A 23,873-nucleotide genomic window follows, 5' to 3' on the forward strand; every position below is an offset into this window, starting at 1 on the left:
CCGGTGTGATGATTCCGCGCATGGTTGATCACGGAGGAGTGGGCGGGGCGGCGGGAGGCGTACGCCGGTCCAGAATCGCGGAGTACGCCGACACGACGGTCCCGGAAACGACGCCCGCGGGACCCGTGCCGGAGCCGCCGCCCGAGCGTACGGACGCGGACGACCCCGCCCGCCGACGCCGCGAAGCGGCCGCCCTGCTGGGCGAGTTCCGACGTACGGCCGTCCTCCTCCCCCTCTCCGAGGACGGCGCCCCGCTCATCGCCGGCTCCGGCGGGGAGGTGAAGTTGTGTCCTACTTCATGAACAACGTCATGGGGGAATCCATCGACGAAGCGACGATTCGGAGCATCTTGTCAGGCCTGCTGGGATCAGATGACGAGCATTCCGACGTCTCCTTGGTTCACGAGTCAGGATGGTCCCTCAGCGTCCGTCCCGACAAGGTACTGCGGTGGGAGAACGTCGAGGAATCCTCAGTTCCGGCCCGCGAATTGCCTCTTGGTTCTTGGGATGACGTCACGCGAGCCCTGTCTAAGCTGTCGCGTGGGGACGTACAGGCAGTGAGCGCATAGCGGACAAGCGGCTGCGGTGCACGTGGCCGGCACCTTTGAACGGGAACGAAAACGACAAGAATCGGAAAGATGCACCGCGAATTCACCGTGCCAGACGACCATGAAATCCTCGACACACTGGGGGAGTGGCCGGAGACCGACGAGGACGGCAGCGCTCGTCTCCTTAAGCTGTCAGGCGGCGAGGACGGGGACGTGCTCCTCTCCTACGACTCCTTGAGCCAATCCGTGCGGGTGCGTTGGATCAATCCTGCTGGAGAAAAGATCCTCGACCTGTTCCGTGAAGGTGCCATAAAAATGTCCGTAACAGCCACCGCCAACAATACCTCCATTACCCTCGACTTCAGTCTGGGCGAATGCAGCGGGGAGATCAATATTCAGATTTCCCCCCGCCTTGTCATAACCGACCGTATTCTTCTCGTCTGAGGAAATCTCAAGAGGCGCAGACATGTCATTCGGGCCGCCACCCAACACTTTCGACCCTCCCGCTACGTTGACTGATTCAAGAAATTCGAGAAGCAGTCGGGGCCGACGCGAGAGACTCAGGCGCGCCTTGGAAGGATTTGGAAACGTGGTGTGGATGCGCTCACCCATGGAGCGCCACCCGATTTACGGTTATCGACAGGTATCCTTTGCGTCATGGCGCTTCGAGGAGCCGTCAGATTTCCTGAAGACGAAATTCGAGTCCCTCGTTCAGGACACCCCTACGAATCTAGAGTGGAGATTCAAGGCCGCACGCAACTGGATGATTGCTCCCGCCCGGCTCGTCGATCAGGCAGGCCAAGGTGGGGAGTTCTTCAATGAGGCCGTGGTGTCCATCACGGAACATGATCAGGAATTTTGCGCTTCCGCCGAAGAGGATCTCATGCAGATTTTGATCACCCTGGAAGAGGGAGGAGGAAAGAGCTGATCAAACGCGAGTCGGCCAGACCTTATACCACTTCGTCGCGGTTGCCTATAAACGTGAATGAGACCAGCGCAGGAAAAATTCAACTCTATTCCATTGAGGAGCAGGACTCCCAGGTGGCCACTTGTATCGTTCGCTGCGTGGGCGGCGAGGTGCGAACGGGCCAGTTGTTCGACGTCGGCGCCTCAGCCGGTGTACCCACGGGCGAGACTCAAGTCGTTTTGGACTGGATTGAGCGCTACGGGCAACGTGCAGATTTCCTTAGCCCTCCCCACAGCGCGATGATCCATTTGTCTGGGAGAGGCGTGGCACTGCTGACTCGTAACCTCACCATCACGTCCATTGAGAGACCGCACAAGGCTGCACGTAACGCGCAAGGCGCAGCATGAATTCACCGCACCTCGCCGTCACCGACCACACTCTTTGCGTCTGAACTGATAACCAGGGGGAACAGACATGTCATTCGGGCCGCCACCCGACGTCTCTCAGGCTCCGTTTCCGCCTGGCTGGACGCCACCGACGGCTGTCGAGAAGGCTTTGTTCGAGGCCCGGGCGCGGGGGGACTGGGCGGCGTTCCACGACGCGCTCGCTCGGACCGTGCTCTATTTCGAGGTGGGGCGCGACGAGACCGATGCCGATCCCGACGGCATCTTTCCCCGCTTCCATCGCAACCTCCGGACCGGCGCCCGATGGTGGAAGGTGTTCACCATGGGCATGTTGCCCGCTCCGCAGCCCGACCTGGTGTTCGCCCGCAGGTCCCTGCGCTGGTTCGCACGCGCCTGGCAGCCCACCGATCCGCCGACGCTGCTGGTCAATCCCGACAGCCCTTGCGAGGTCGCCCTGCCCTTGGGGCCCGCACATTCCACGGAGTGGTCCCGGGTCGCCGAGCACGTGGGCGAACCGTCCATCGCCATGCAGTTGCGCTCCCTCCACGCCGGCGGTCCGCTCCACGGCCCCGTCGCCCACGGTCTCGCCTGCGGCGCCCTCCTCTGCGTCAACAACGGCTCGCTCTGGAACGCCATGGCCTGGCACGGCACCGGCTACGGCAGCGAGCGCCGGCGGCTGCGTGAGTGGTGGGGCATCACCAGCCGGGAGGAGTGGCAGTACTACCTGCGCAGCCTTCTGGCCTGCGATGCCTCCAGCTCCGTCTGGGAGTTCGCCCTCGGACTGCGCCGCACCATCGCCCGAGATTTCGGCGGGCATGTCGACATCGGGTACTGGCGGCAGGCCGTCGCCAACGTACTGCGCGCCGAAGCCGGCGGCTCGACCGTACTCAGCGCCGACGGCGTCACGAAGAGCGAGCCACGTCCCGAGTCGGAGACCGAAGCGAAGATCGAAGGTGTGCAGCGGCTCATCGGGCGCATCACGCGGTACGAGGCACGCATGCGCGCCGATGGGGTGCTGGACGAGGGCCGGTATGTGACGTCGGTCGAGGCCTGGGACCTCGGGCGAGCCTCGAAGATGGCCCGGTGGGGGCTCGGCGCCCGGTTCGGGACGTTGCAGGAGGCCGAGGCCGCGGTCGTCCAGGCCGGACGCAGCGCCGCTCTCTCCTACCGCTCCTGGCAGGACTTCTCCGCCGCCTACATCCTCGGGCGCTGTCTCCACTTCGACGAGGAGGAGTTCGGGGACTGGTACCAGGACATGGTCTCCGCCCATCGGATCCTGATGTCCGAGCCCGGTAGCCCCTGGCTCAACATTCCGTTCAAGTAGCGGTGGCGCTGGGCACGGCGGCGGAGCCGTACGCCGCCGCGCTCGCCCTCGGCAGGGTCGCCCACATCCGCGTGCCGCCGCCCGGCTCCCGGGACTCGCCGAAGCCCCAGTCGCCTTCGCAGGCCCGGCATACGCAGGCCAGTACGCGGAGGGCTGCCCTGCGGCGGGTGTCGCAGGCCGCGGCCAGGCGGGGTTGTGTGTGGCGGGGGTGGCTGTCGTAGACGATCACTCGGAGGGTGGCGGCTCGGTAGCGGAGGGACAGGTAGTAATCCGGCGCCTGTGTGAACTGGGCTGCGGTTGCGGTGAGTTCGCCGACCGCCTGGAGCGCCGCGTCCATGATGTCCGGCAGGGCGTGCGCCTCCAGGAACGCGCGGGTCGCCGCTCGTGCCACGGCCGGGCTGGAGAGCGCGGCCGGGAGCGTGAGGCTGTAGGCCAGGGTTTCGGGACGGGGTGGGGTGGGGTCCGCCGGGTATGCGGTCGCCAGCGGGCAGCGGGCCGCTGAACGGGTCTCGGGCATCAAGGTGGGGCTCCCTACGGGTGCGGACGGTGACGGCAGCGGTGGCTTGTCTCCCTGGCGCGGGCCCGCCCCTCCCAGGGCAGGAGGTTGCGGGCAGGCTCGCGCGATGCGCTTCCAACTGCCGGGGGTAGCTGACCTGTTACGGAATGTAGAGACACGGGAGTCACTGTGTCCATCGCTCTGGAGATAATTACCCCCTTCGTGCGTGGACCTGGTCGCGCCGGGAGGGCAGACTGTCGCCATGCCAACCAGATCCACTCCGACGGAACGGCAGAAGCGGCTCGGCGCCGAGCTACGAAAGATGAGGCTGGCCGCGGGTGCGCCCACGGAGTACGCCGCGGGGCTCCTGGGCATCGACAGGACACGGCTGTCCAACATGGAGTCGGGTATCCGCCCGTTCTCGCCGGACCGCGTCCGCACACTGGCCTGCAACTACAGCTGCACGGACGACGGTTACATCGAAGCCCTGGTCGCCATGACGTCGACGAAGGAGCGCGGCTGGTGGGAGCGCCATCGAGGAATCCTGCCCTCAGGGCTCTTGGACATCGCCGAGCTCGAATGGCATGCCACCCGCGTCCGGACCGCTCAAGTCATGCATGCACCCGGCCTGCTCCAGACCGAGGACTACGCCCGAGGCGTGTTCACCGCTGTCCTGCCGCCGTTGACCCGACTAGAGGTCGAGCTGCGCGTCGCACATCGCATGGAGCGCCAGCAAGTCCTGGAGCGACCGAGCCCGCTCCCGTACATCGCCTACGTCCACGAAGCCGTTCTGCGCATGCCGTACGGCGGCACGGAAGCCACCCAGCAGCAGCTGAAGCATCTGTGCTCCCAGTCCGAGCGGGAGAACATCGAGGTCCGCGTGATCCCCACGTCCACGGGCGGGTTCCCCGGCGCAGGGCATGCGTTGCTCTACGCGGACGGAGCAGTTCCCCAACTCGACACCGTGCAACTGGACTCGGCTCATGGACCGGAGTTCACCCACGCCGATGCCCAGCTCACGAAGTACCGTTCCCATCTGAACTGGATGGACGGCGCGGCGATGACGTCCGCGGCATCACGCGACCTCATCCGCAAGATCGCCCGCGACCTGTAGGAGACGCCGTGAACGACCGCATCGCTTGGGAAGAACCCTTCTGCGGCGAAGGCAACAACTGCTTCCGCCTCGGCACCGACAACGAGGGCAACGCCTACATAGCCGTAGCCGGCGCCGAGGACTCCTACCTCAGCGACAGTCGCGAAGCACTCCGTACCCTCATCCGCGACATCAAGGCCGGCAAAGCCGACCACCTGCTCTGAGTCAGCCGCCGGGGCGGTAGTAGCGGTAGTGCCCGATCACCAACGCCACTTGGTTGAGCCACTCGTGCAGGCGTTCGCGGCGCTTCGCGTCGACCACGCACTCGTACAGCATGCCGTCGGCGTGGATCACGGCCATCATCAGTGACTTGCCGTTGCCGCTCGGCTGGTGGTGGACGCTGCGGATTTCCGGCCAGGGGAACTCCGCGGTCACGCCGTTGCATTCGAAGGTGACCCCCGTCTCGTCCACGACCACGGAGTTGTGGCGGTCGACGGCGAGGAACTCCGGGGCGGCGGCGGGCGCGGGGTACGGCGCGTACGAAGGTGGGGGCGGGCCGAAGCCCGTGGGCGCCGGGGGCGGTACGGGCTGGCTGTAGCCCGGGTGCGGTACGGGCGGGCCGTAGCCCGGAGGTGCCGTGGGCGGTACGGGTGGTGGGGGCGGGGTGCCGTACGGGGGCTGGTTCATTCTCTTCTCCCCTGTTCGCCTCGGTCGACACCGACCATGTGCCGCTGTCAGTATGCCGTGCGCCCGCATCCCGGGCGCACACCCCCGCTCTCCCCCGCCGCCCCGCAGTCGGCCTTCGCCTACGCCACACGGCTGGTTTTCGATCGGTTTGCGCCAACGGCTCTATGTCGGTACTTGACCTGCTCATGCCACGCACGCACCATGAGCGCCACACCCGCACCACGTACGTCGCACTGAAAGCGCCACCCCCCACCTCCACACCAAGGAGACTTCATGCGACTTCGTATCCGCGGCAGGGGCCCACGAAGCGGCAGACGCACCGCCGCCCTCGCCACCCTGCTGGCCCTCGCCCTCGCGGCGCCGGTCGGCGGCGCCGTCACCGACGCCACCGCGACCGGTGCGAGGGCGAGCGACCCCTCGGCCGATGACGTCCGGCAGTACGAGATCCACCAGAGCACCACCCCCGTGACCCGCACCGCCATCCAGCAGACCGGCGTGACCGTGGACGAGGCCGACGAGGAGACCGTCGTCGTCTCCGGCCGCGCGGCCCAGATCAAGAAGCTGCGCGGGCTCGGTTACGACCTCTCGCCGCTGGGCTCGGCACCGGATCGTTCGAGCGGCTCCGACGTACGGCTGTTCGACTTCCCGTCGGCCGACTCGAAGTACCACAACTACGCCGAGACGAACACCGAGATCGACCAGCGGCTCGCGGCCTACCCGGGCATCATGAGCAAGCGTGTGATCGGCACGTCGTACCAGGGCCGGAACATCGTCGCCATCAAGGTCAGCGACAACGTGGCGACCGACGAGAACGAGCCCGAGGTCATCCTCACCTTCCACCAGCACGCCCGCGAGCACCTGACGGTGGAGATGGCGCTGTATCTGCTGCGTGAGCTCGGGGCCGGATACGGCAGCGACTCCCGCGTCACCAACATGGTGAACAACCGTGAGATCTGGATCGTCCCGGACCTCAACCCGGACGGCGGCGAGTACGACATCGCGACCGGGTCCTATCGGTCATGGCGCAAGAACCGTCAGCCCAACTCCGGTTCCTCGTACGTCGGTACGGACCTGAACCGCAACTGGAACTACAAGTGGGGCTGCTGCGGCGGCTCGTCGGGGTCGACGTCCTCGGAGACCTACCGCGGCACGTCGGCCGAGTCGGCGCCCGAGGTGAAGGTGGTCTCCGACTTCGTACGCAGCCGGGTCGTCGGCGGGAAGCAGCAGATCAAGGCCGGGATCGACTTCCACACCTACAGCGAGCTGGTGCTGTGGCCCTTCGGCTACACCTACTCGGACACCGCGACCGGCATGACGGCGGACGACGCCGCCGCGTTCAAGGCCGTCGGCCAGAAGATGGCCGCCAGCAACGGGTACACGCCGGAGCAGTCCAGCGACCTGTACATCACCGACGGTTCGATCGACGACTACCTCTGGGGCAGCCAGAAGATCTTCGACTACACCTTCGAGATGTACCCGTCGTCCAGCTCCGGCGGCGGCTTCTACCCGCCCGACGAGGTCATCGAGCGGGAGACGTCACGCAACCGGGACGCGGTGCTGCAGTTGCTGGAGAACGCGGACTGCATGTACCGGTCGATCGGCAAGGAAGCGCAGTACTGCACCTGACGGCAGATCACGTCGCGCTGGGCGCCTACTCCTGGAAGTAGGCGTCCAGCACCTCGTCGAGCTTCGTCTCCCACTCCTTGAAGCGAGAGCGGGACGACGCCTCGATCTCGATCGGGTACCAGCGGCGGTCCGGGGTGTGGACCGTGATCGTGAACCGCTTGCCGAAGCGCGGCGACTCGGTCTCCACCGCGCCGATCTCGTCCCAGCGGAACTCCGCCTCCTGGTCGTCCAGGCGCAGTCGTACGCCTCTGCCGTCGGCGACGATGCTCGCTCGCCGGTCGGAGGCCTCGAAGGCGGGGCCCTCGGTGTCGGCCTCGTCGTCGGCTTCCTCTGCGGGTTCCTCCTCGGCCTCGTCGGCGGGCTCGTCGTCGGCCTCGTCGGAGACCTTGCCGGAGGCCTTGCCGAGGGACGGCTTCTGCGCCGCCTTCCCGGCGGGGGCTTCCTCGGAGGTCTTGTCCTCCGGGGAAGCCTCGTCCGCGGCCTCGGCCGCCTTCTCCGGCTCGGCCGCGCCCTCGGGCTCGGCCGTGCTCTTCGGCTCCGCGGACACGGTCGGCGTGAGCCCGGGAATGAACGCCGGATCGACCGCGGCGACGTCCAGGGGCTGGCTGTTCGAACCTATGCGCTGCTCCACAGCGGGAAGTATGGTCGAAGAACCTGTGTCGGCAACAGCCGCCCCGCAAGCCCCGTGTGCCACCAGCGGTGCCGGCCGCCCGTCAGTCGCCCGTCGGACACCCCCAGTCGGCCCGTCAGCCGCCCGTCAGTCGTCCATGAACACGATCCGGCGCGAGGGCTTCGCCCCGCCCGGTGCCGCGCTGACCGTGGAACGCCCGGCGGGCAGCGCGCGTTCGCGGCCCCAGGCCCTGATCTCCTCGATCTGCTCGGGGTTGACCCGGCTCATCGGGACCGTGTTGGCGAAGGTGTCCCGCAGGAACGACGCCTTCAGACCGTCGGCCCCGCCGATGCGGCGCGCCTCCAGGCCCACGTCGTGCAGTGCCGACTCGATGTCCGAGCCGGCGAACCCCTCGGACAGGTCGACGAGCTGGTCCACCTGGTCCCGGTCGGGCTCGCCCTGAAGATAGCGCTGGTAGTACAGCTCGATGATCTCCTTGCGGTCCTGCGCGTCCGGCAGGTCCACGAAGAACAGCTCGTCGAAGCGGCCCTTGCGCAGCAGCTCGGGCGGCAGGCTGCGGATGTCGTTGGCGGTGGCCACGACGAAGGCGCGCGACTGGGACTCCTGGAGCCAGAACAGGAACTGCCCGATGATCCGCTGCGGTACCCCGGAGCCGTCGTCCCGGCCCGCGAGCCCCTTCTCGATCTCGTCGATCCACAGGACGCACGGCGCCACCCGGTCCGCCATCGCGAGCGCCTCCCGGAAACGGCCCTCGGACTCGCCGAGGTACTTGCCGTGGATGGCACCCATGTCGAGCCGGTACAGCGGAAGTTGCCACTCGTGGGCGATCGCCTTCGCCGACAGGGACTTGCCACAGCCCGGCACGCCCACCAGAAGCACCCCGCGCGGTGGGCGCAGCGCGCTGTCGCGCAGGTCCTCGTGCAGCTGCCAGTGCTTGCGCTGGAGCCATTCGCGCAGGCTGCTCAGACCGCCGACCGTGTAGTCGGCCTCCTTGAGCTGCACCCGTTCCAGACCGGTGAGGTCGCTGAAGATGCGGTCCTTGGCCTGGGCGAGCCCGAGGACGTCCGCCTTCTGGATGGAGCCCTTGGCCGCGATGGTCGCCATCAGGTTGATGCACTCGGCCTCGGTGACACCGAGCAGGAACTCGGCGGCCCGCCGGCCGTCGGCCTCGTCCCACTCGATGGGGATGTGCCCGTGGTGGTCGCCGAGGAAGCCGCTGAGGATGCCGTACATCTCGTCGGCGTCCGGCAGGTCGAGGTGCAGGCTCATGCCGAGCCGCTGCAACCCGCTCCAGATGGGGGTGTCCGTGATGAGGACGATGCTGCCCATGTTGCTGTCGGCGAGCCGGGCCAGCTCGGCGATGTGCCGGGTGATCGGGGTGTCTCCGCCCAGGTCGTCGGGGTCGACGAAGACGACCGTGGCGTTCGCCCTGCTGGTGAACTGGGCCGCCGCGAAGTCCATCGCGCCGGTCAGCGAACGGTCGTCCTGCACGGGCGCGTTGGTGCGCAGGTCACGCAGGCCGGTGGCCCGGGTGTAGATCCAGAACGGCATGCTGCTGCGGCGCGGCTGGGTGGCGGCCTCGCGCAGCAGCCGCAGGGCGCGCTGCTGCTCGATGGTGCGCATCCCGATGACCGGGACCCGGGCGGAGATGTAGCTGTCGAGGTACTGGAGGCTCTCGGTGTAGTTCGACATGCGCGATACGGGCCTTCGAAGCGAGGTCGGTGCTGCGGACGGGGCCGGGGCCTCATGTGCGCGGCGCGGGCGGGAACTGCTGTACGGGACGGATGGAGGGCTTCGGCTGTACCGGGACGGGTGGCGGGCTCCGCTGTACCGGGACCGGTGGCGGGCTTCCGCTGTACCGGGACGGGCGGGGCTTCTGTGCGGCGGTTCAGTCGGGCACGATCCGGCGCCGTGGCCGCGCCGCCGGGTCGTACGCCCAGGCGTCGCCGCCCGCCGCCGGTCCGGAAACCGGCGACCGCCTTCCCGCGGACGGGGGCGCGGACGGGGGCGCGAGCGGTGGCGGGGGCGCGGTGAGCACGCTCGTGAGGGCGTTCTCACGCAGGGTGCGGCGGCGCCGCTCCAGCAGCCGGGGGTCGGCGCCCCGGCGGGCCTCGGCGTCCAGGTTGCGCTCCAACTGCGCCTGGAGCTCCGGGATCTGCCGGTCGACGAGCCCGGTCAGCTCCTCGCGCACCTTCGGCGGCAGCCCGGGGTGGCCGGCCAGCGCGCGGACGGTGTTCAGTCCGGCCCTGGCCTGGGCCAGCTCGCGGCCGACCGAGAACTCGTCCGTGCTGTGCGCCATGGCCCGCAGAAGCCGCTCGGCCCAGTCGTTCAGCCGGGCGTCCAGCGCGTCCGTGAGGTGCTGGGTCAGGCGGGCCAGCGTGTCGCCCTGGAAGTCCTCCGGGACGATGGCCGGCAGCGTGCCGGGGTCGACGGGTTCCAGGGCCGCCCAGCGGCGCAGGAAGCCGACCCAGGCCGCGTAGGGGCCGCCGTCGCCCCACAGGCCGCTCATGGGGCGCTGCCCGGGCGGCGTACGACGGTCTCGCCGGGTGGCAGGGGCTCCCAGTCGGGCAGCCCCTCCACCACGCGGCGCAGCCTGCTGGTGACCCGCTCGCCGCCCGGACTGCGGGAGGTGGATCCCCAGGGCGACTCGGACCGCTGCCCGGTGGCCGCGCCCCAGGGCGATTCGCCCGGCGGGCGACGGGGTGGCGGCGGGGTGGGACGGTGGGACGTGCTCATGCTGTCGGGTCCTCCTCGCACACGGTCACACTCATGACGTACGGCGCCATGCAAAGCGACTTGTACGGCGCCTTGCGCAGCGCCTCGCACGGCGCCCTGTACGGCGCCTGCCTGCACAGGTTCGTCCTCATGCGGTCGGCTCCTCCCTGCGCACCGTGCGGCCCTCGAACGGGGAGGCTCCGCCGTCCGCGGTGGACAGCGACGTGATCAGCGCGCGGCACTCCGCGTCGACCAGGTCCGCCGCCCGGAACCGCTCGTTCCAGTCGGTCAGCTCGGCGGCCGAGCCGCGCAGTTGGTGCAGCGAGTCGGTCTTGGCCCGGTCCAGCGCCTGCCGGGCCTGATCCTGGAGACGGTCGGCGGACTGCTTGCGGTTGAGGAGGATCAGGCCCCAGACGGCCGCGGTGATCGCCGCCGCCGTGAACGCGAAACCGATGCTGACCTGGCCGAAGATCAGCAGGATGCCGGCCACCACCGCGATCAGCGGCGCCGCCTTCTTCAGCGTCGGATACGCGAGCGCGTCGATGAACGGCTGCATGTGCCGGTCCCAGTGCGCGCCCAGCGACTGTTCGAGGGCGGCCAGCGGCTGGGTGAACGAGCCCGTCCAGGGCGGCAGCCGGAAGGTCTGCGCGCCCACCGAGTGCGTGGTGTCGAAGTGGGCCTGGACGTCCTGCGGGACGGCGAGCCGGTAGTCGCGCGTGGCGCCGGCCTGCGCGTGCTGGAACCACTCCTGGCAGGCGACGACGGCCAGCCGCTGGGTGGCGGGCGAGGTGCCGATCGCCTGCGGGTTGAGCGCGGCGGTGGTCTGCACGGTCAGGTAGTCGAGGGTCTGTTCGTACGAGGCGGCGTCCGCGTCGGCGGCGCCGCGGGCCGCGAGGACGTCACCGTCGTGTTCCACGACCGCCTGGTTGAAGGCGAGGTCGCGACGGAGGGGCAGCTCCTCGTTGTCGTACTCCTTGACGAGCCGGTCGAGGATGTCGTCGACGGCGTCCTCGATCCGCTCCGACGGCTCGAACTCCCGGTTCAGGAGGGCCCGGTACTTGTTCAGCAGCGCCTGGTGGCCGCGGGCCGCGCCGAGCGCCGCGTCCAGCTGCGGCCACTGCGGGGAGACCTGGGAGAGACGCGGGAACTCGGCCTGGGCGGACGGCGCGCGCAGCGTGTCGATCTCGTCGCGCCACCGCTGGACCTGCTTCGCCTGCGTCTCCGCGCTGTCCATCAGCTGCGCGCGCCAGCCGGCCAGCGTGCGGTCGAGCAGATCACGGCCGACGAGCCCGAAGGCGCCCTGCGCGATGGACTCCAGGATGACCGCGAACTCCCGGCCGAGCGCGGTCGGGTCCTGGGCCAGCAGATAGTGCCGCAGCCAGCGCACGGCCGACTCCTTGCGGTCCTGGCGGCGCAGCACCAGCGCGAAGAAGAGGGCGGTGCGGTCCGGTGAGCGCCGGAAGGCCTCCTCGACGGCGCGCTCGCACAGCTGCGGGTCGTCGGCGGACCAGGACGCGAGCGCCACCAGCGCGGGGGCCAGCCAGTAGCGGGGGGTCTGGATCATCAGCTGGTCGCTGACCATCCGCACGTTGTCCTCGGACACCAGACCCACGTCGAAGGCCTGGAGCATGCCCACCGCGGTGCGCCGGACCGTCTTGTGGTGGCCGAACTCGTGGTCGACCTGGTCCTGGATGACGCCGATGCGGGTCTCGGCGCGCTGCACGTTGGCGGTGAACTCGGCCTGTTTGACGAAGGCGAGGAAGTCGGCGCGCAACTGCTGGAGTTCGGTCCGGGCCTGCTGCTGCTCGGCCTCGACCGCCGAGACCTGGCCGGACACCGAGCCGACCTGTTCGCTGAGCCGGAACACGAGGTTGCTGACCTCCTGCACCTGGCGGCGCAGTACGTGGTCCACCTCGGACATGGGTGTCTCCGTTCACGTGCGACTGCTGCTGTCTTGTCTGCTGGGACGGATTGCTGGGACGTACGGCCGTGTTCAGGGACGTACGACCGTGCCGTCCTCGAGGACGGGGAGGATCAGTCCGCCGGCGTAGACCTCGATGTAGGCGTAGGCGCCGGAGCGGGCCAGCATCCGGGCCCCGTCGAACGGGTCGGGCATCCGCTGGGACGGAGCGAAGTGCTTGACGATCACCTGGAAGAGGTTCAACTGGTGGTCCACGTACGGCGGTCCCAGATAGCACCGGGCGACGAAGCCGAGCGGCACGTCGTCGTACGTGGTCGTGTACTCGTCGCGGATCCGGTCGGCCAGCTGCCGGCAGGCGGCCTCGTCCAGTCCGGCGTCGAGCTGCGCCACGGCGTCGAGCAGCCGGCGGGAGCGGGGCTGGTACAGCTCGCGGCGGATCGTCCGCGCGCCGGGCGTGCTCGCGGTCCGCTGCCGGGTCTCGTTCGCCGCGGCGATCAGGCGACGGCCGGTCCCCGCCTGCGTTCCGGGCGCGGCGGGTGTGCCGCCGGGCACAATGCGTCGTGGGTGCTCAATGGGTCCCATGTGTCCCCCGAGAGTCATGGGCGGCGAGCCGGTCGGCATCGGCCGTGTTCAAGCCATGAAGGTTAGTGACGCTTCATCAATGGTGCGAGCATGTTTGACATTTGCTACCCCCGCAACCCGACTAAGCCCGGAATCCGCCCGGTTCACGCCCAGGTGACGCACCAATCCCGCCGGTCCCTCCTGGCAGACTCTCCGCCATGGGGACCATTCATGCGCTCCTGGTGGGGATCGACGACTATCCGTCGCAGACGGCGACCCCGCTCAGGGGCGCCGTCACCGACGTCGAGGAGGCCGCCCGGCTCGTGACGGAGCTCGTCGGCGAGAGGGCGGACCTGCTCTTCCTGCGCGACGGCGAGGCGACGGTCGCGGCCGTCGAGGACGCGGTCGTACGGCAGTTGGGCGCGGCGGGGCCGGGGGACACGGCGCTGCTGTGGTTCTCCGGGCACGGCACCCAGCAGCGGGCCACGGGCGCGGATCTGCTGATCGAGGCGACGGGGCAGAACCAGGCGCTGGTGTGCGTGGACGGGCCGCTCCTCGACAAACGGCTCGGCGCGCTGCTGGAGCGGGTCGCCGAGGGCGGTGCGCATGTCGTGGCGGTTCTGGACTGCTGCTACGCGGGCGGCGGCACCCGCGCGGGTGTACTGACCCCACGTTTCGCGCCGCCGTCCCCGGACTGGGACTGGGGCGAGGGCGAGGGCGGGGGCGGAGACGGGGGCGAGGGCTGGGATTTCGGGGCGGACGAGCGGGCCCGAGGGGTCGTCGCGGCGGCCGGCTCCGGTACGCCCGCGCCGACCCGTCATGTGCTGCTCGCCGCCAGCCGTCTCGACCAGCAGTCCTTCGAGGGCCACTTCGGCGGCCGGCGGATGGGGGCGTTCACGTACGCACTGCTCGGCGCGGTGCGCGAGGCGGGGCCCGGCCTCGGCTACCGCGAGCTGCTGGCCGCGGCCGACGCCCGGCTGCGCCGCTCCGGGGGCCGTCAGCAGCCGGTGCTGTACCCGGTGACGCCGGGCGGCCCCGCGGACCAGCCGTTCCTGGGCGGCGCGGCGCGCAGACCGAGCCCGCATCTGCTGCGGTTCGGCGCGGACGGCTGGGAGGTGGACTGCGGCAGCGGCCACGGTCTGCGGGACGGCGCGGGAGCGGAGGGCACCGAGTTCACGGTGGTGGACGGGGAGCTGGTCGGGCCCGTGGTGCGGGCGCGGGACGTGCGCACGGAACGTACGCTCGTCGACCCCGTGGAGTGGATGCCGGCCCGGGAGCAGGTGTATCCCGTGACGCTCTCGGCGCTCGCGCTGCCCGCGGCCGGCGTGGCTCTGCTCGGCCCTGCGCGGTCGGAGGAGGTACGGGCGTTGGAGCGGGCGATCGCGTCGGCCGGGCCGGGCGGCGGGCCCTCGCCGCTGCTGCGGCTCGTCGGCAGCCCGCAGGAGGCCGCGGACCTGCACTTCCGGGTCGAGGTGCGGGCGGGTCTCGCGCACGTACTGGGCCGGGACGGTACGCCGTTCGTCGACCCGCTGCCGCTGACGGACCCGGCGGCGCACGCCCGCCGGATCGCGGACTGTCTGGTCCATCTGACGCGCTGGCACCAGCTGCGTGATCTGACGCCCCGCCCCTCCCTCCTGGACGGGCTCGTCCGGATGGAGATCGTGCCGTGGCACGCGGCCCCCGGCCAGGCGCTGACCCCGGACGGCTCCGGGCAGATCACCGTCTCCTACCCGCCGGGAGCCGCCGGGCCAAAGGCGCCGTGGCTCTCGATCCGGCTGCACAACCGCTCCCCCGACCGGAAGCTGTGGTGCCTGCTGCTCGACCTGACCGACAGCTACGCCGCCGACTCGGCGCTCTACCGCGGGCACTTCATCGGCCCCGGCCACACCGGGTACGCGCTCGACGGCGATCCCGTACAGCTGTCGCTGCCGCCGAACCGTGCGGTCGTCCCCGGTGCCGCCGCCCGGGACTGGCTGAAGCTGATCGTGGCCGAGCGCGAGCTGAACACGGTGCCGTTCCAGCTGCCCGCCTGGGATCCGTACGCCGTCGTGGCCCGGGACCGCGTGCCGGGCGACGGTGTCCTGCGGTTCACCGGCCCCGGCCACGCGGCGGACGGCAGCCGTGACCTCGGGCCCGCCTACGGTGCGGCGGCCGGCCGCTGGACGACGGTGACGGTGCCGCTGCGGACGGTCGTACCCGGCGGGGCGGCGCTGCCCGGGCCGGGGGCGTTCACTGGCCCAGGTGGGTGAACCCGGCCCAGGCGCTGAGGTCGTCGGGGTCGATGTGCCGGACGCGGTCGGCGAGTTCGGCGGGCAGTTCGGCCGACCGGTCGCGGTCCGGGTCCAGCATCCACAGCTGGGCCCGGCGCAGCGCCTTGGCGGGCGGTTCACCGCCCGTGCGCAGATAGTGGTGCGTCAGGTACATCAGCACCGAGGTCGCGTCGTCCGGCACCGGCCACAGGGAGCCGATCACGGAGCGGGCGCCGGACACCAGGAAGGCGGTCGCCAGGGTGTAGGCCTCGTTGTGGCCGCGGCCCGAGACATGGCTGCGGCAGGCGGCGAGCAGCACCAGCCCGAGGTGTCCGCGGCTGCCGTCACTGACCGCCTCGGTGAGTTCCTCGGCCGACAACTCCCCTTGGTGCAGGGCGAGATACGCGCTGCGCGGGGCGTTCTCGGCGACCACGGCGTGGCAGGCGAGATGCAGTACTCCGCCCTCGTCCTCGCCGCCCTTGCGCAGCCAGGACAGCACCTCTTGCGGGCTGCCCGCGCCGTCGGCGGGACCGCTGCCGCGCCGCCCCAGGAACTGGCCGCGGGGGTAGAACGCCCGCTGCACGGCGTCGGCCTCCTCGCCCGCGTAGTGCAGGTCGCCCGTGGGGTTGCCCACCACGAGGGCCGCCCCGCTGTGGGCGACCGCGGGGCGGGCGGCCACCTCGCACAGCAGCCGGGCGGAGGCGGCGTACGAGATCTCGGCCGCCTGGAGCGCGTAGCGGCGGCGCCCGTCGTCGCCCTGCTCCCATGCCGCGTGCCACGGTACGAGTCCGAGGGCGCCCATGGGCACGAGGACGAGCCGGGGGACGCGGCCGGCCCGCGGCTCGGGAAACTCGGCGAACAGCGGCCGCATCGCGGCGTACCAGGCCCAGCCGCACAGCCGTTCCAGCTGCTTGCGCAGCGTCGGGGTGTCGACTCGGGCGCCCTGGGACCCGTACTCCCCGGTCGCGAACCCGGGCACGGGCCCGAGGTCACGCTCCGGTCCGCCGTCGCGTCCACCCTCACGTCCGCCGTCACGTCCGCCGGGCGCGGCCGTCTCGCCGCCGGGTCGTGGCCCCGCGTCGCGCGCGTACGTCCCCGCCGGCGCGTACTCCTTGAGCGGTGCGGCGACCTCCGTGAGGTTGGGCAGGGGGACGGCGTGCACGTCGCCGCCGTTGGTGACGACGACCGCCGTGCCGCCGCCGTCCTCCGAGGCGGGCACGAGGTAGACCAGCGCGTCCTTGCGCAGGGCGCGCAGGGCGTCGGCGATCTCCCGTGGGGTGGGCGGGTCGAGGAGCCGTTCCTGTGAGACGTCCCCGGCGGTGAGCGCGGCGAGCACCCGGCGGCGCAGCTCGCTGGGGAGCGTAGGCCCGCCCCCGGCGGCGGAGAGCGGGTCCCCGGCGCCCGCGGCCCGCCACTGCTCGGCGAGGTCGATGTGGCCGGCCGCGACAAGGCGTTCGGGCACGGTCGTCGAGGTGGTGGCCGCGTGCAGGACGAGCCCGCGGCAGGCGTCGAGCGCCTGGACGGCCTCCTCGGGAACGTTGTCGCGCAGACACCACCCGGCGACTTCCAGCGCCGTCGAGGTGGCCTGGGCCGCGGCCTGCGCGGCGTGCGCGGTGCCGGACTGGAGCAGCGCCGCCCAGGCGTGGCCGCGCAGCGCCTCCAGACCGATGCGCCGGCCTTCGGCGCGGTCGCCGCGGCCGAGGTCGTCACGGGTGCGGTAGGCGCGGCCGAGCGACAGCCCGACCGGCGCGTACAGCCGGTGCTCGGGCCCCTTGACCTGCTCGAAGGCCTTCTCGAAGAGGGCGATTCCCTTGGCGAGGTGGCTGCGGCGCAGATGCGGCGTCGGCAGCATCTCGGACAGGACGCAGTGCGCGGAGGCCAGGCAGTGGCCGTAGCGCAGCCGGCTGTCGCTGTCCTCCTCGGCGAGGTCGTGGGCCTCCCGGAGCAGGGTGACGGCGTCGGCGAGCGCGTCCGCGTCCCGGTTCCGCATGGCGCGGCCGAAGCGGGAGATGCCGTTGTCGCCGAGGACCCAGGCGCGGTGGCTGCGGGGCAACCGGGCCGCCTCGCGGCGCAGTGTGTCCACCGTGGGGCGGCCGGGGGGCGGGGGCGCGAGCGGGGCGCCGAGAGACCGGGCCAGCTCGTCGCGGTTCATGAGGGCGTTCTCCAGGGACGTCCACAGCTGGATGCGTGAGGTGTCCTCGGGGTCCAGGGAGGCGTGCGCTTCGAGGACGGTCGCGATGTGGCGGTCCACGGCGGCCAGATCGCCGCGCTGTGCGGCGTTCTGCGCGTCCATGCCGGCCAGTTGCGCGTCCATCATGCGCCGCATGTAGTCGGAGATGTGGGGCATGTCGCGCAGCTGCCGCCAGGCCTCGGCGGCGGCTTCGAGGTCGTCGGCGGCGCCGACGGTCTGTCCCCGGTGGGTACGCGCGAGGAGTCTGGCGAAGGCGACCTCGGGGATCGCGGTGTCACCGGCCCCCGTCGCCGCCGCCCGGTCGAAGTGGGCCAGCACCTCGTCCATCCGCGCGCCGGACCCCGCCATCTCGTCCCGCAGCCGGGCCGCGCCGACCACCGCCTGGGCGTGCCGGTCCCAGTCCGGGTCGACCCGGCCGTGCTCGAGCACGATGTCGAGGAGCCGCTGTTTGCGGTCGGCGCCGACGTCGGTGTTGTTCGGGTCCAGCACCACCAGCTGCGACAGCAGCATGGCGGCGAGCCGGGGCCGGAACTCGTTGTCCGGCGACAGCGCGTCCAGCCTCGCGAAGCCCTCGTCCAGGATGGCCATACGCCGTCTGTCGCCGCCCATGTCCCGGTAGATGCCGGGGAAGTCGGAACGCTCCCCGAGGTCGACCAGGTTGCGATCCTCCTCGGTGACGAACATCGCGGTGAACATGTCGCGGAGTTCCTCGAAGCCGGGCTGCTCGGGCAGCCCCTCGGTCTCGGCGTGGAGTCCCATCTCTTCGAGGCCGTGCCGCGCCCAGGCCAGCATCATCCTGGCCAGCTGCACGCTCTCCGGGTCGAGTTCCTCGTCCGCCATCGCGAGGGACGCGCCCCGGACGATGTCCTGGAGGCGGCTCGGGTCCGGGTCGTCCTGGTGGCGGATCTGCTGGAAGGTGGCGAGGAGCAGGGCGGCCGCGGTGACGTTCCCGTCGTGCTCCGGCCGCCACTCGGCCACCGCGCGCCGCAACAGCATGATGCCGCGGTCCCGGCCCTGCGGGTCGTCGCGGTGTGCGGCCCGCTCGTAGAGCAGCCGTCCGAAGATGTCCAGGTACACGGGGCTGAGCCGGTCCAGGGCGTCCGGTTCGGCGAGCAGTGCGGCCAGTTCGACCTCGGCGGCGGCACCGTGGCCCTGGTCCTGCCACTTGGCCCACAGCACGGCACGGATGTAGGCGCTGCGGATCTCCGCCTCCCAGGCCCACTCGGGACGGTCGCCGCCGGCCCGTCCCGCGTCGAGGAGCGCGGTGCCGAAGGCGTCCCGCGCCTCTTCGAGCACGTCCCGGTCGGAGGTGACCAGCCCGTGCAGCAGCAGGGCGAGGCCGAGGCTGTGCCGCACGAACGGGAGGTCGCTCGCGGGGCGGGGCGCGTCCAGTGCGGCGCGGTAGTGCGCGGCGGACGCGGCGCCGTCCTCCGCGCTGCCGAGCAGGACACCGCGCTCGAAGCGGAGGTAACCGAGCGCCTCGTTCAGGTCGGCGGCGTCGTCCGGGTCACCGGGCGCCAGGTGCTCGTACGCCTCCTCGTGGCGGCGCAGGGCCTCTTCGAACAGCCGGGTGCGCTCCTCGGCCGGGGCATCCTCGGGGCAGTCGAGGCAGCGGACCTTCGTACCGGCGGCGAGGAGACGCAGTCCTAAGCCACGGACGGCCTCGTAGGTGTCGTGACTCTCGTCGGGCTCGCCGGCCTCGTCGGTCACACCAGGCTCGCCGGTCACGCCGGTCCCGCCGGTCCCGCCGAGCTCGTGGGCCCCGCCGAGCTCGTCGCCCGTAGGCAGGCCCGCCAGGCCCTCGGCGACCAGCGCCAGGCACTCGTCCAGGAGTTCGGGGGACGGCTCGGCGTCGAACTGGCAGGCGCGCACATGCCCGTACATGATGCGCCAGGAGTGCCACTCGGCATCGGTGCCGGGCCGGGCGAAGGCGTGCCCGAAGGCCTCGGCCGCCAGCTCCAGGTCCTCCGGCTCCTGCCGCAGCATGTGCAGGCGGATGCTGAGTTCCCCGGCGTACGCGCACAGCCGGGGCACCTCGGGGTCGTCGGCCGGCAGCCCCGACAGCTCTTCGAGCACTTCCTCGCGCTCGGCAAGGAGGTCGAGGGGATCGAGCAGGTCGAGGTGGTCGGAGGAGTCGGCGGGGTCGGCGGGGTCTGTGGAATCGGGAGCGTCGGCGGAATCGGGAGAGTCGACGGGATCGAGCGGGTCGACGGGATCGACGGGCTGGGCCGGCATCAGGTGTTCCTCACGTACGGGATCGCGTGCGGCTCGTGCGGCTCGCGGTCCGGGATGCTCAGGGCGCGAGCTGTGCGTGGTACGGCTGGAGAACGGAGTTGAGCCAGCGTCGTCCCCCGTCGGTGCCGAAGTCCACCGTGTGGCCGTCGACGGCGGCCAGGGCGCCGGGCGGGCAGCGGTCACCGAAGAGAACGACCGCGCGGTCGCCGGGCTCCCGTTTGCTGGCCCAGACGAACCCCTGCGCCCAGGGATCGGTGTGCTCCCGTATCCAGTGGGCCCAGTCGCGGGTGTACGCGTAGTCGGCCGCCTCGGTCTGCACGAGCCAACTGTCCTGGTGGACGGCGGCCAGGTCCTGCCCGGTCATCAGCGAGACGACATCGAGGTCGGTGGTGAGCCGCAGCGCGCTCAGCCCGCGCCGCTCGACGCTCACCCGCGGCAGCAGCCGGGGCCCGCCCGACGGGTCGAACGGCACGGAGCGCAGCAGCGTCTCGCAGACCGCGGCGGCCGGGGTCGAGCCCGCGTAGAGATAGCCGTACGGATGGCAGGAGGTGCCGTCGAAGCGGCCGCCGCCGTACAGGCAGTGCGTGGGGCGCGGGTTGAACGCGGCGGCGTCCCGGTGGACCGAGTGCACCCGGTGCAGCAGGGTGCCCCGGGCGAGGGTGGCCTTGCCGGGGGTGCCGGTCAGGGCGGCGGGCGGCCGGTGGTTCGGCACGGCTACTCCTCTTCCATCAAGAACCGTGCCACGTCGGCCAGGTGGCCGTCGCGGCCGGTGCCGAGCAGCACGACGGGGCGCGCGCCGAGCCAGGCGTTGCCCGACAGCCACCAGTCGGCGGCGCCCCACGGGTCGCGGTCCGCGGCGAGCAGCGCGTTGACCTCCAGGACCACCAGCCAGGGCAGGGTGCCCTCGGAGAACTGGAAGCGGGGCAGCCGGGGCCGGCCGCCCGCGCCGGCCAGCCGGATCAGATCGGGCGCGTACGGGTCGCCGCCTTCGCGCAGCACCGTGTCGGCGTCGAGGGCGGGCGCGGCGAGCAGCCGCTCGCGCACCGGGCCGAGCACCGGGCCGACCATGCGGTGGCCGTCCATGAGCAGCACCGCGAGGTCCTCGGCGTGAAAACCCTGGACGACGGGGCCGGTGGGCGCGCCCTCGTCGAGTACGTCGGGGGCGAGCCGGGCCTGCTGTGCGGCCCCGAACTCGTCGGGCAGCGCCTCGCCCAGCAGCGCGGCGGCCCGTGCGGCGGCGGCCAGCCGCTCCCGCTCGGCGGTGTCCCGGTCGCGTACGACGCGCAGCAGCTCGGTCAGCCCCTCGCGCGCCGCCCGGTCCAGGCGTGCGGCGATCCGGTCCCAGGCGGCGGCGGCCGCGGCCAGCACGGCGTACGGATTCAACGGTTCCCCCTGTCGTGTGTCACCGGGACCCGGTGTCGTGGTCCGCGCGGTCGGACAGCAGCCGCTCGATGAGGTCGGCGCGGGCGTGGCGGCGTACCACGAAGTGGACGTCCCAGGGTGCGCCGCGGGCGAGTTCGGCCTCCACGGCCGCCCAGAGCGCGCCGAAGCTCTCCAGCGGCGACAGTCCGCCGCGGCCCGCGCCCGACAGGGGCAGGCAGACGGAGTTCAGGGGCGGGTCGAAGCGGCGGGACTCCTCGGCGAGGAGGGCGAAGACCCGGGTGACACCGCGGGTGATGTCGGCGGGCTGCACGTCGTAGTCGTTGGTGCCGAAGCGCGGCACGGCGACGGCCATGTGGTAGATCCGCCGGACGCCCTGTGCGGCGAGGGCTCCGGCGGAGGTGGCGGCGACCGTGCCGGGCAGGGCCGCCCGGCCCGGCGCACCGTGCCGGACGGCCCATCCCCGCAGCTCGTCATGGACGCTGTCCTCGACGAGTCCCCCCGTGGGGTCCTTGTGCGCGCCTGCCCGGCGCAGGGTCGCGGCGACCGACGACTTGTACGCGGCCGGCAGCGCGAAGTACGTGTTCGACGGTGAGACGACGACATCGACGTCCCGGAGCAGATCGACCGAGTGCACATGCACCGTGACGGACACGGGCCGGCCGTGGACGTACGGCTTCAGGACGCGGTGTGCGGCGGGGAGCGCCACCGGCCGTCCCGTTGCCGGGACTTCACGCGCCGGGGCGGCCGGGGCGCCGGCGATGCCCAGCACCTGCTCCGTCAACTGCCCCAGCACCATCAGTTCGTGGTGCTTGCGGAAGCGTTCGACGCTGACGCCGTACACCTCCGCGGCCCGTCTGCGCCGGTCCGCGGCCGGCCAGTCCCGGGTGCCCTGGGCGAGGCCCAGGCTGTACTCGGCGGCGGTCTGAAGTGTGCCGCCGCCCAGTCCCGCGACGGCGGTCCGCAGCAGTACCTCGACCGAGCGGCTCGCCAACTCCCCCTGTTGTCCGGGCAGTTCTCGCGCGATGCGGATCAGCTCCGGTGTGTCCAGTCCCCTCAACCGAACGACCCCGGCCCGCCTCACCTTGCGCACCTCCGCGAGAACCGATCCGTGATCGGGCAGGTGAGGGGGCAGCGCCATGGCGGCAAGGATCGCACCGCCGCCACCCCCGTCACAAGCCCGTTCCGTGCTCCCCTGGCTGTTCTCCACGTCCATTCCACACGACGGGCCGGGCGCACTCGGGTCGCTTTCGGGGCGGATCCGGGGCAGGGCCGTACTACCTGTCTGTACTGCCTATCCGTACTGCCCATCCGTACTGCCTATCCGCACTGCCTAGACGAACGTGCTCACCACCGCCGCCACCGCGAACCCGGCGACGGACAGCACCGACTCCAGCACGGTCCACGTCCTGAGTGTGTCCCGCTCGCTGATGCCGAAGTACTTCGACACCATCCAGAAGCCGCCGTCGTTGACGTGCGAGGCGAAGATGGAGCCCGCCGAGATGGCCATGATGACCAGGGCGACGAAGGCCTGGGAGTGGTCGCCCGCGGCGAGCAGGGGCGCCACGATCCCGGCCGTCGTGACGATGGCGACCGTCGCCGAGCCCTGGGCGACCCGCAGGACCACGGAGATCAGGTACGAGAGGACGATCACCGGCAGGCCGACGTCGTTGAAGGTGTCGGAGAGCGCCTGGGCGACGCCGCTGGCCTTCAGGACGGCCCCGAAGATGCCGCCCGCGCCGACCACGAGCAGGATGTTGCCGACCGGCTTGAGGGACGAAGTCGACACCGTCTCCAGGGACTTGCGGGACCAGCCGCGCCGGATGCCGAGCAGGTAGTACGCGAGCAGCAGGGCGATGGTGAGGGCGACGAACGGGCTGCCGAAGAACTCGATGACCGAGCGGAGCGTGGAGGGGTCGAGGGCGATCGAGGAGAAGGTGGCGGCCAGGATCAGCACCAGCGGCGTACCGATGATGCCGAGGACCGTGCCGAGGGGGACGGGCTCCTCACGCGGCTCGACACCCTGCGCGCGCTGTTCCTCGATGACGGCCAGCTTGGCCTCGGCCGCCGCCTCGACCATGTCCTGCGGTACGGCGACGAAGATCCGCCTGCCGATCCAGGCGGAGTAGACCCAGGCGGCGAGCACGGCCGGGATGCCGCAGACGACGCCCATCAGGATGACCCAGCCGAGCTGCACGTGCAGGAGGCCGGCCGCGGCCACCGGGCCGGGGTGCGGCGGCAGGAACGCGTGGGTCATCGACAGGCCGGCCAGCAGCGGCAGGCAGTAGAGGAGGATCGACTTGCCGGAGCGCTTGGCGGCCGCGTACACGATCGGCGCGAGGACGAAGATGCCGACGTCGAAGAAGACCGGGATACCGAAGATCAGGCCGGTCAGGCCCATGGCGAGCGGGGCACGCCGCTCACCGAAGAGGTTCAGCAGCCGGGTCGCCAACACCTCGGCGCCACCGCTGACTTCGAGGATCGCGCCGAGCATCGTGCCCAGGCCGATGATGATCGCCACATGGCCGAGGATGCCGCCCATGCCGCTTTCGACGACCGACACCGCGGTGGACCGCTGGACCGTGCCGAAGAGTTCGGTGACCGACAGTCCGGCCGCGAGGCCGACGGCTATGGAGACGGCGAGCAGGGCGACGAACGGCTGGAGTCTGACCTTGATGATCAGGATCAGGAGGAGGGCGATTCCGAGGGCGGCGACCGTGAGCAGGCCCGCGGTGCCGTCCATGAGCAGGAGCAGGCCGCCGGTGTGGGGTGGCGTCTCGGGGGTGGCCGGGGCCGTCGCTGCGAGCGGATACGAGATCAAGGGGGGCCTCTTCTTGAGGGCATGGTGCTTTCGGGCAGGGGGGATCGCGGCACGGCGCCCCGGGGATGACGGGCGCCGCACCGTG

At 71.2% G+C, this 23,873-nt stretch carries 22 protein-coding genes; 9 read left to right on the forward strand and 13 right to left on the reverse strand.

The window, feature by feature from the left end; genetic code table 11:
* Positions 1-20: 20 nt before the first annotated feature.
* The 5 genes from SAVERM_RS43070 (at position 21) to SAVERM_RS16885 (ending at position 3,182) form a co-directional block, all read left to right on the forward strand.
* Positions 21-302, forward strand: coding sequence for a hypothetical protein (locus tag SAVERM_RS43070; protein WP_137865231.1), 282 nt, complete (start codon positions 21-23; stop codon positions 300-302).
* A 335-nt stretch (positions 303-637) separates the two neighbouring features.
* Positions 638-991, forward strand: coding sequence for a hypothetical protein (locus SAVERM_RS16875; RefSeq protein ID WP_010984689.1), 354 nt, complete (start codon positions 638-640; stop codon positions 989-991).
* A gap of 145 nt (positions 992-1,136) precedes the next feature.
* Positions 1,137-1,475, forward strand: a complete 339-nt coding sequence (locus SAVERM_RS16880; protein ID WP_037644985.1) for a hypothetical protein — start codon at positions 1,137-1,139, stop codon at positions 1,473-1,475.
* Between the two features lie 53 nt (positions 1,476-1,528).
* Positions 1,529-1,861, forward strand: a complete 333-nt coding sequence (locus SAVERM_RS42370; RefSeq protein ID WP_137865229.1) for a hypothetical protein — start codon at positions 1,529-1,531, stop codon at positions 1,859-1,861.
* A gap of 67 nt (positions 1,862-1,928) precedes the next feature.
* Positions 1,929-3,182 carry a DUF1266 domain-containing protein gene (locus SAVERM_RS16885; RefSeq protein WP_010984691.1) on the forward strand — a complete coding sequence of 418 codons (1,254 nt, stop codon included), beginning with the start codon at positions 1,929-1,931 and terminating at the stop codon, positions 3,180-3,182.
* Here SAVERM_RS16885 and SAVERM_RS16890 read toward each other — a convergent pair.
* Positions 3,175-3,699 (reverse strand): hypothetical protein, encoded by a 525-nt coding sequence (locus SAVERM_RS16890; RefSeq protein ID WP_010984692.1) that lies wholly within the window; start codon positions 3,697-3,699, stop codon positions 3,175-3,177. The two genes, SAVERM_RS16885 and SAVERM_RS16890, sit on opposite strands and share 8 nt — an antisense overlap.
* A gap of 241 nt (positions 3,700-3,940) precedes the next feature.
* Between SAVERM_RS16890 and SAVERM_RS16895 the strand changes: the two genes are divergently transcribed.
* Positions 3,941-4,792: a helix-turn-helix domain-containing protein gene (locus SAVERM_RS16895; RefSeq protein ID WP_010984693.1), complete on the forward strand. Its 852-nt coding sequence runs from the start codon at positions 3,941-3,943 to the stop codon at positions 4,790-4,792.
* A gap of 8 nt (positions 4,793-4,800) precedes the next feature.
* Positions 4,801-4,995, forward strand: a complete 195-nt coding sequence (locus tag SAVERM_RS16900) for a hypothetical protein (RefSeq protein ID WP_010984694.1) — start codon at positions 4,801-4,803, stop codon at positions 4,993-4,995.
* 1 nt (position 4,996) lies between these two features.
* Here the strand turns inward: SAVERM_RS16900 and SAVERM_RS16905 are convergent, their stop codons facing one another.
* Positions 4,997-5,458, reverse strand: coding sequence for a hypothetical protein (locus tag SAVERM_RS16905; RefSeq protein WP_037644984.1), 462 nt, complete (start codon positions 5,456-5,458; stop codon positions 4,997-4,999).
* A gap of 273 nt (positions 5,459-5,731) precedes the next feature.
* Between SAVERM_RS16905 and SAVERM_RS16910 the strand changes: the two genes are divergently transcribed.
* Positions 5,732-7,084 carry a M14 family metallopeptidase gene (locus SAVERM_RS16910; RefSeq protein WP_010984696.1) on the forward strand — a complete coding sequence of 451 codons (1,353 nt, stop codon included), beginning with the start codon at positions 5,732-5,734 and terminating at the stop codon, positions 7,082-7,084.
* A 25-nt stretch (positions 7,085-7,109) separates the two neighbouring features.
* Here SAVERM_RS16910 and SAVERM_RS16915 read toward each other — a convergent pair whose 3' ends face one another.
* The 6 genes from SAVERM_RS16915 to SAVERM_RS16935 form a co-directional block, all read right to left on the reverse strand.
* The gene (locus SAVERM_RS16915) at positions 7,110-7,715 is read right to left on the reverse strand and encodes a hypothetical protein (RefSeq protein ID WP_010984697.1); all 606 of its coding nucleotides are present in this window, start codon (positions 7,713-7,715) and stop codon (positions 7,110-7,112) included.
* Between the two features lie 126 nt (positions 7,716-7,841).
* A complete protein-coding gene (locus tag SAVERM_RS16920; protein ID WP_010984698.1) occupies positions 7,842-9,407 on the reverse strand; it encodes an AAA family ATPase in 1,566 nt (521 codons plus the stop codon).
* A gap of 196 nt (positions 9,408-9,603) precedes the next feature.
* Entirely contained in the window at positions 9,604-10,224 is a 621-nt protein-coding gene (locus SAVERM_RS16925) for a hypothetical protein (protein ID WP_010984699.1), read from the reverse strand.
* A complete protein-coding gene (locus SAVERM_RS42375; RefSeq protein WP_137865228.1) occupies positions 10,221-10,451 on the reverse strand; it encodes a hypothetical protein in 231 nt (76 codons plus the stop codon). The genes SAVERM_RS16925 and SAVERM_RS42375 overlap by 4 nt, the downstream gene beginning before the upstream one ends.
* 127 nt (positions 10,452-10,578) lie before the next feature.
* Positions 10,579-12,351: a hypothetical protein gene (locus SAVERM_RS16930; RefSeq protein ID WP_010984700.1), complete on the reverse strand. Its 1,773-nt coding sequence runs from the start codon at positions 12,349-12,351 to the stop codon at positions 10,579-10,581.
* Between the two features lie 72 nt (positions 12,352-12,423).
* Positions 12,424-12,933 (reverse strand): hypothetical protein, encoded by a 510-nt coding sequence (locus SAVERM_RS16935; RefSeq protein ID WP_202497432.1) that lies wholly within the window; start codon positions 12,931-12,933, stop codon positions 12,424-12,426.
* Between the two features lie 197 nt (positions 12,934-13,130).
* Here SAVERM_RS16935 and SAVERM_RS16940 point away from each other — a divergent pair, with 197 nt between their 5' ends.
* Positions 13,131-15,161, forward strand: coding sequence for a caspase family protein (locus tag SAVERM_RS16940; RefSeq protein ID WP_010984702.1), 2,031 nt, complete (start codon positions 13,131-13,133; stop codon positions 15,159-15,161).
* On the opposite strand, the gene SAVERM_RS16945 is transcribed toward SAVERM_RS16940, so the two are convergent.
* The 5 genes from SAVERM_RS16945 to SAVERM_RS16965 all read right to left on the reverse strand — a co-directional run bounded on the left by SAVERM_RS16945 (position 15,142) and on the right by SAVERM_RS16965 (position 23,785).
* On the reverse strand, positions 15,142-19,587 hold the full coding sequence (locus tag SAVERM_RS16945) for a CHAT domain-containing protein (RefSeq protein WP_010984703.1): 4,446 nt from the start codon (positions 19,585-19,587) through the stop codon (positions 15,142-15,144). The genes SAVERM_RS16940 and SAVERM_RS16945 overlap by 20 nt on opposite strands.
* Before the next feature lie 58 nt (positions 19,588-19,645).
* Positions 19,646-20,299, reverse strand: a complete 654-nt coding sequence (locus SAVERM_RS16950; RefSeq protein WP_010984704.1) for an RES family NAD+ phosphorylase — start codon at positions 20,297-20,299, stop codon at positions 19,646-19,648.
* Positions 20,300-20,301: 2 nt separating this feature from the next.
* On the reverse strand, positions 20,302-20,970 hold the full coding sequence (locus tag SAVERM_RS16955) for a hypothetical protein (protein WP_010984705.1): 669 nt from the start codon (positions 20,968-20,970) through the stop codon (positions 20,302-20,304).
* Positions 20,971-20,989: 19 nt separating this feature from the next.
* Positions 20,990-22,108: a hypothetical protein gene (locus SAVERM_RS16960; RefSeq protein WP_037645237.1), complete on the reverse strand. Its 1,119-nt coding sequence runs from the start codon at positions 22,106-22,108 to the stop codon at positions 20,990-20,992.
* 192 nt (positions 22,109-22,300) lie between these two features.
* Entirely contained in the window at positions 22,301-23,785 is a 1,485-nt protein-coding gene (locus SAVERM_RS16965; RefSeq protein ID WP_037645236.1) for a GntP family permease, read from the reverse strand.
* Positions 23,786-23,873: the final 88 nt, after the last annotated feature.

Source organism: Streptomyces avermitilis MA-4680 = NBRC 14893 (assembly GCF_000009765.2).
Taxonomy (GTDB): domain Bacteria; phylum Actinomycetota; class Actinomycetes; order Streptomycetales; family Streptomycetaceae; genus Streptomyces; species Streptomyces avermitilis.

Bases quoted from the DNA above. Each gene is read 5' to 3' on its own strand.
- SAVERM_RS16960 (WP_037645237.1), bottom strand. From the start codon at position 22,108: ATGGCGCTGCCCCCTCACCTGCCCGATCACGGATCGGTTCTCGCGGAG.
- SAVERM_RS16920 (WP_010984698.1), bottom strand. From the start codon at position 9,407: ATGTCGAACTACACCGAGAGCCTCCAGTACCTCGACAGCTACATCTCC.
- SAVERM_RS42375 (WP_137865228.1), bottom strand. From the start codon at position 10,451: ATGAGCACGTCCCACCGTCCCACCCCGCCGCCACCCCGTCGCCCGCCG.
- SAVERM_RS43070 (WP_137865231.1), top strand. From the start codon at position 21: ATGGTTGATCACGGAGGAGTGGGCGGGGCGGCGGGAGGCGTACGCCGG.
- SAVERM_RS16890 (WP_010984692.1), bottom strand. From the start codon at position 3,699: ATGCCCGAGACCCGTTCAGCGGCCCGCTGCCCGCTGGCGACCGCATAC.
- SAVERM_RS16910 (WP_010984696.1), top strand. From the start codon at position 5,732: ATGCGACTTCGTATCCGCGGCAGGGGCCCACGAAGCGGCAGACGCACC.
- SAVERM_RS16885 (WP_010984691.1), top strand. From the start codon at position 1,929: ATGTCATTCGGGCCGCCACCCGACGTCTCTCAGGCTCCGTTTCCGCCT.
- SAVERM_RS16945 (WP_010984703.1), bottom strand. From the start codon at position 19,587: ATGCCGGCCCAGCCCGTCGATCCCGTCGACCCGCTCGATCCCGTCGAC.
- SAVERM_RS16905 (WP_037644984.1), bottom strand. From the start codon at position 5,458: ATGAACCAGCCCCCGTACGGCACCCCGCCCCCACCACCCGTACCGCCC.
- SAVERM_RS16925 (WP_010984699.1), bottom strand. From the start codon at position 10,224: ATGAGCGGCCTGTGGGGCGACGGCGGCCCCTACGCGGCCTGGGTCGGC.
- SAVERM_RS16935 (WP_202497432.1), bottom strand. From the start codon at position 12,933: ATGGGACCCATTGAGCACCCACGACGCATTGTGCCCGGCGGCACACCC.
- SAVERM_RS16930 (WP_010984700.1), bottom strand. From the start codon at position 12,351: ATGTCCGAGGTGGACCACGTACTGCGCCGCCAGGTGCAGGAGGTCAGC.
- SAVERM_RS16940 (WP_010984702.1), top strand. From the start codon at position 13,131: ATGGGGACCATTCATGCGCTCCTGGTGGGGATCGACGACTATCCGTCG.
- SAVERM_RS16895 (WP_010984693.1), top strand. From the start codon at position 3,941: ATGCCAACCAGATCCACTCCGACGGAACGGCAGAAGCGGCTCGGCGCC.
- SAVERM_RS16875 (WP_010984689.1), top strand. From the start codon at position 638: ATGCACCGCGAATTCACCGTGCCAGACGACCATGAAATCCTCGACACA.